Source organism: Pseudokineococcus marinus (assembly GCF_013004605.1).
In the GTDB taxonomy this organism is placed as follows: domain Bacteria; phylum Actinomycetota; class Actinomycetes; order Actinomycetales; family Quadrisphaeraceae; genus Pseudokineococcus; species Pseudokineococcus marinus.
On the sequence record NZ_JABEMA010000220.1, the window covers coordinates 1 to 5238 of the forward strand.

General features: G+C 74.2%; 6 protein-coding genes. All 6 read right to left on the reverse strand.

What is annotated here, in order from left to right; translation table 11 throughout:
- Positions 1-159 precede the first annotated feature (159 nt).
- Positions 160-534 carry a metal-sulfur cluster assembly factor gene (locus HLB09_RS12565; protein ID WP_171203696.1) on the reverse strand — a complete coding sequence of 125 codons (375 nt, stop codon included), beginning with the start codon at positions 532-534 and terminating at the stop codon, positions 160-162.
- Positions 535-583: 49 nt separating this feature from the next.
- On the reverse strand, positions 584-1348 hold the full coding sequence (gene sufC / locus HLB09_RS12570; RefSeq protein WP_171203697.1) for a Fe-S cluster assembly ATPase SufC: 765 nt from the start codon (positions 1346-1348) through the stop codon (positions 584-586).
- A gap of 1 nt (position 1349) precedes the next feature.
- Positions 1350-1760, reverse strand: a complete 411-nt coding sequence (locus HLB09_RS12575; RefSeq protein WP_171203698.1) for a non-heme iron oxygenase ferredoxin subunit — start codon at positions 1758-1760, stop codon at positions 1350-1352.
- On the reverse strand, positions 1757-3112 hold the full coding sequence (gene sufD, locus HLB09_RS12580) for a Fe-S cluster assembly protein SufD (protein WP_322790166.1): 1356 nt from the start codon (positions 3110-3112) through the stop codon (positions 1757-1759). Before sufD ends, HLB09_RS12575 begins: the two co-directional genes overlap by 4 nt.
- 199 nt (positions 3113-3311) lie before the next feature.
- Positions 3312-4733, reverse strand: a complete 1422-nt coding sequence (gene sufB / locus HLB09_RS12585; RefSeq protein ID WP_171203699.1) for a Fe-S cluster assembly protein SufB — start codon at positions 4731-4733, stop codon at positions 3312-3314.
- Positions 4730-5238 (reverse strand): helix-turn-helix transcriptional regulator (locus tag HLB09_RS12590; protein WP_409373007.1); only part of this gene is annotated, 509 nt, incomplete at its 5' end. The genes HLB09_RS12590 and sufB, both read right to left, overlap by 4 nt.

Genomic DNA, 5238 nt, shown 5'->3' on the forward strand with positions numbered 1-5238 from the left:
CGCCGGCGACGAGGCGGACCGCGCCGCCGTGCCCGGCGCCGAAGCGCTCGAGCCACCCCTCGAACCGGGCGAGCGGCACCAGCGCGGTCCGGCCGGGCGCCGGGCCGTCGTCCGCCGGGCCGGGCCCCGTGGGCCCTGCGGGCGGAGGCGCGGGAGCGCTCAGATGTTGAAGCCGAGCGCGCGCAGCTGCTCGCGCCCGTCGTCGGTGATCTTCTCCGGGCCCCACGGCGGCATCCAGACCCAGTTGATGCTGTGCCCGGCGACGACGTCGGCCAGCGCCGCGGCGGTCTGGTCCTCGATGACGTCGGTGAGCGGGCAGGCCGCCGACGTCAGCGTGAGGTCGAGCACCGCGTGGTTGGACTCGTCGACGGTGAGGCCGTACAGGAGCCCGAGGTCGACGATGTTGACGCCGAGCTCGGGGTCCACGACGTCGCGCAGCGCCTCCTCGACGTCGGCGACCTCGGCCGGGGTCGGGCCGGTCGCCGCCCCGGAGGGGGCGGTGCTGGGCTCGGTGGGTGCGGTGGTCTCGCTCATGCGGTCCTCCCAGGGACGGGCGGTGCGGTGGTCGCGGTGGTGCGGGCGCTCAGGACGCCGCGACCGCCTGGACGAAGCGGTCGTAGCCGTTCTCCTCGAGCTCGTCGGCCAGCTCGGGGCCGCCGGTCTCGGCGACGCGGCCGGCGACGAAGACGTGGACGACGTCGGGGCGCACGTACCGCAGGATCCGGGTGTAGTGCGTGATGAGCAGCACGCCGACGTCGCCGCCGGCGCGGACGCGGTTCACGCCGTCCGAGACGATCTTCAGCGCGTCGACGTCGAGGCCCGAGTCGGTCTCGTCGAGGACGGCGAACTTCGGCTTGAGCAGCTCCATCTGGAGGATCTCGTGGCGCTTCTTCTCACCGCCGGAGAAGCCCTCGTTGACGTTGCGCTCGGCGAAGGCCGGGTCCATCTTCAGGTCGCTCATGGCCGTGCGGACGTCCTTGACCCAGTGGCGCAGCGCGGGCGCCTCGCCGTCCAGCGCCGTCTTCGCCGTCCGCAGGAAGTTGGAGACGGTGACGCCCGGCACCTCGACCGGGTACTGCATGGCGAGGAAGAGACCCGCGCGGGCGCGCTCGTCGACGCTCATGGCGAGCACGTCCTGGCCGTCGAGCGTCACGGTGCCGCCGGTGATCGTGTACTTCGGGTGGCCGGCGATCGAGTAGGCGAGCGTGGACTTGCCGGAGCCGTTCGGCCCCATGATCGCGTGGGTCTGCCCCGACTCGATGGTCAGGTCGACGCCGCGGAGGATCTCCGTCGGCTCGCCGTCGGTCTCGACGCTCACGTGCAGGTCGCGGATCTCGAGGGTGGCCATGTCAGCTCTCCTTCGCGGGCGCGCCGGGCGCGCCGGTGGTCGTGGGGGTCGGGGTGGTGCTCTCGTCGTCCGGTCGGGCCTCGACGTCGACGAGGACGTCCTCGCCGTCGACGGCCACGCGGTAGACGGGCACCGGGCGCGTGGCGGGCAGCCCCGAGGGCTGCCCCGTGCGCAGGTCGAAGCGGGAGCCGTGCAGCCAGCACTCGAGGGCGCAGCCCTCGACGGCGTCGTCCTCGCCGTCCGAGAGCAGCACGGCCTGGTGGGAGCACTCGTCGCCGAGCGCGTGGTACCCGCCGTCCTCGTCGCGCACGACGACGACCGGCAGCAGCGTGCCGGCCGCGTCGGGGACGTCGACGGCGCGCAGCGACCCCGGCTGGAGGTCGCCGGCGGCGAGCACCCGGACGAGGCTCACGCGCCACCCGCCGGGGCGCCCGCGGAGGACGGCGCGGCGGCCAGCGCCGGCTCGGCCGCGGCGTCCGCGGGGGCGGCGACGCCGGCCACGGGTCCGACCGCCAGGTCGAGCTCGGCCTCGATGGCCGACATGACCCGCTCGGTGACCGCGGGCACGCCGATCCGCTGGACGACGTCCGCGAAGAAGCCGCGCACGACGAGGCGCCGGGCGACCTCCTCGGGGATGCCGCGCGAGCGCAGGTAGAACAGCTGCTCGTCGTCGAAGCGACCCGTCGCGCTGGCGTGGCCGGCGCCCTCGATGTCGCCCGTCTCGATCTCGAGGTTCGGCACGGAGTCGGCGCGGGCCCCGTCGGTGAGGACGAGGTTGCGGTTGAGCTCGTAGGTCTCGGTGCCCTGCGCCGCCGCGCGGATGAGGACGTCGCCGATCCACACGGTGCGGGCCGTCTCGCCCTGCAGCGCGCCCTTGTAGCGGACGTCGCTGCGGCAGCGGGGCTCGGCGTGGTCGGCGAAGGAGCGGTGCTCGAGGTGCTGGCCGGAGTCGGCGAAGTAGACCCCGAGCATCTCGGCGTCGCCGCCCGGGCCGGCGTACCGGGCCGTCGAGGACAGCCGCACGACGGAACCGCCCAGGGTCACGGCGATGTGCCGGTACCGGGCGTCCCGGCCGACGCGCGCCTCCTGCTGGGACACGTGGACGGCGTCGTCGTCCCACAGCTGCAGGCTGACGACCGTGAGCTCGGCGCCGTCGCCGACGACGACCTCGAGGGCGTCGGCGTGCGCGCCCCCGCCCGTGTGCTCGACGACGACGACGGCCCGCGAGTGGCGCTCGGCCTCGACGACGAGGTGGCCCGCGCCGCGGCGGCCGGCGCGGCCGACGACCGAGACGTGCACCGGCTCGTCGAGCTCGACCTCGCGCGGGACGCGCACGTGCGTCGCCGTCGGCGACGCCGCGTCGGCCAGGGCCGCGGCCCGGTCCTCGGGCACCAGGGCGCTCCCGCGCACGCCCTCGCCGCGCCCGAGCTCGCCGACGTGCACGCCGTCGGGGGCCTGGACGACGACGTCGCGCGCGTCCTCGTCGGAGGGGACGTCCTCGAGCAGCCCGCCGAGGCGGTCGAGCGGCGTGAAGCGCCACACCTCCTCGCGGCCCGTCGGCACCGGGAAGTCGGCCGGGTCGAAGGACCGCGGGCGCTCGCCGCGCGACGCCTCGAGCACGGCCTCCCCGGCCTCGGCCACGCGGGCGGCCGCCGTGTCGTAGCCGGGGCCCGGGCTGCGCGACGAGTCGAGCGTCACGGCGGCGGGCGCCTCGGCGGCGTGGTCGACGGCGTGCTCCTGGCGGGCGTCCACGGCGTCGGCCACCTGGGCCGCCGCCTCGTGGTCGGCCTGGCGCGTGTCGGGGGTGCTGATGACGGTCCTCCGTGCTCGTGGGGTGCTCGTGGGGCGGGGTGCTCGTGCAGCGAGGCTCGAGGGCTGCGAGGACGGCGGGCGTCCCGTCGCGCTCGCGCCACCGCCGCCGGTCGCCCGGGAGGGGCGGCCGGCGGCGGCGTGGGGGCGGTCCTCAGCCGACCGCGCCCTCCATCTGCAGCTCGATGAGGCGGTTGAGCTCGAGCGCGTACTCCATGGGCAGCTCGCGCGCGATGGGCTCGACGAACCCGCGCACGATCATCGCCATGGCCTCGTCCTCGCTCATGCCGCGGGACATGAGGTAGAAGAGCTGGTCCTCGCTGACCTTGGAGACGGTCGCCTCGTGCCCCATGGAGACGTCGTCCTCGCGGACGTCGACGTAGGGGTAGGTGTCCGACCGGCTGATCTGGTCGACGAGCAGCGCGTCGCAGCGGACGGTCGACGCCGAGTGGTGCGCCCCCTCGAGGACCTGGACGAGCCCCCGGTAGGACGTGCGCCCGCCCCCGCGCGCCACCGACTTGCTGACGATGGAGGACGACGTCCGCGGCGCCGCGTGCACCATCTTGGCGCCGGCGTCCTGGTGCTGGCCCTCGCCGGCGAAGGCGATGGACAGGGTCTCGCCCTTGGCGCCCTCCCCCATGAGGAAGACGGCCGGGTACTTCATCGTCACCTTGGAGCCGATGTTGCCGTCGATCCACTCCATGGTGGCGCCCTCGGCCGCGGTCGCCCGCTTGGTGACGAGGTTGTAGACGTTGTTCGACCAGTTCTGGATGGTCGTGTAGCGGACGCGGGCGTCCTTCTTCACGACGATCTCGACGACGGCCGAGTGCAGCGAGTCGCTCTTGTAGATCGGCGCCGTGCAGCCCTCGACGTAGTGCACGTACGAGCCCTCGTCGGCGATGATGAGCGTGCGCTCGAACTGGCCCATGTTCTCGGTGTTGATCCGGAAGTAGGCCTGCAGCGGGATGTCGACGTGCACGCCCGGCGGCACGTAGATGAAGGAGCCGCCCGACCAGACCGCGGTGTTGAGCGCCGCGAACTTGTTGTCCCCGGGCGGGATGACGGAGCCGAAGTACTCCTTGAAGAGCTCCTCGTGCTCGCGCAGGCCCGTGTCGGTGTCGACGAAGATGACGCCCTTCTCCTCCAGGTCCTCGCGGATCTGGTGGTAGACGACCTCCGACTCGTACTGCGCCGCCACGCCCGCGACGAGGCGCTGCTTCTCCGCCTCCGGGATGCCGAGGCGGTCGTAGGTGTTCTTGATGTCCTCGGGCAGCTCGTCCCAGGAGGTGGCCTGCTTCTCCGTGGACTTCACGAAGTACTTGATGTTGTCGAAGTCGATGCCGTCGAGGTCGCTGCCCCAGCTCGGCATCGGCTTGCGGCCGAACATCCGCAGCGCCTTCTGGCGGGTGCGCAGCATCCAGTCGGGCTCGCCCTTGCGACCCGAGATGTCGGCGACGACGTCCTCGTCCACGCCGCGGCGGGCGTTGGTGCCGGCCAGGTCGGAGTCGGCCCACCCGTAGGTGTAGGTGCCGATGCCCTCGAGCTCGGGGTTCAGTGCTTCGACGTCGGTGCTCATCCGCGTGGTCCCTCCGGACTGCTCGGGGTGCGGCGGGCGGCCGGGCCGGGGGCCCGGCGCGGTCCGCCGCTCGTGGTGGTGCCGTGCTGGGCCGGGTGGTGCTGGGCCGGCCGGTCGTGGTCGGGCGGTGCGGTCGGCACGTGCGTGGTGCACACGCGCCCGCCGGCGCCCAGGGTCGCGAGACGGCGGGTGCCGACGCCGAGGAGCTCGGAGAAGGCCTGCGTCTCCGCCTCGCAGAGCTCGGGGAAGGCGGCCGCGGCGTGCTGCACCGGGCACCTCCCCTGGCACAACTGGACCGCGGCGACGCCTGTTCCCGTGTCGACGGGTCGGGCGCTGGCCGCGAAGCCGTCGCGCCCCAGGGCGCCCGCGAGGGCGCGGGCGCGGGCCGTGACCTCCGGGCCGGCCGCCCGCACCTCCGGCGCGTAGCGCTCCCGCAGCTCGTGGGCGCGGTGCTCGGCGTAGGCGCGGACCCCCGCCCTGCCGGCCGTGGCCGCCAGGTGGTGCA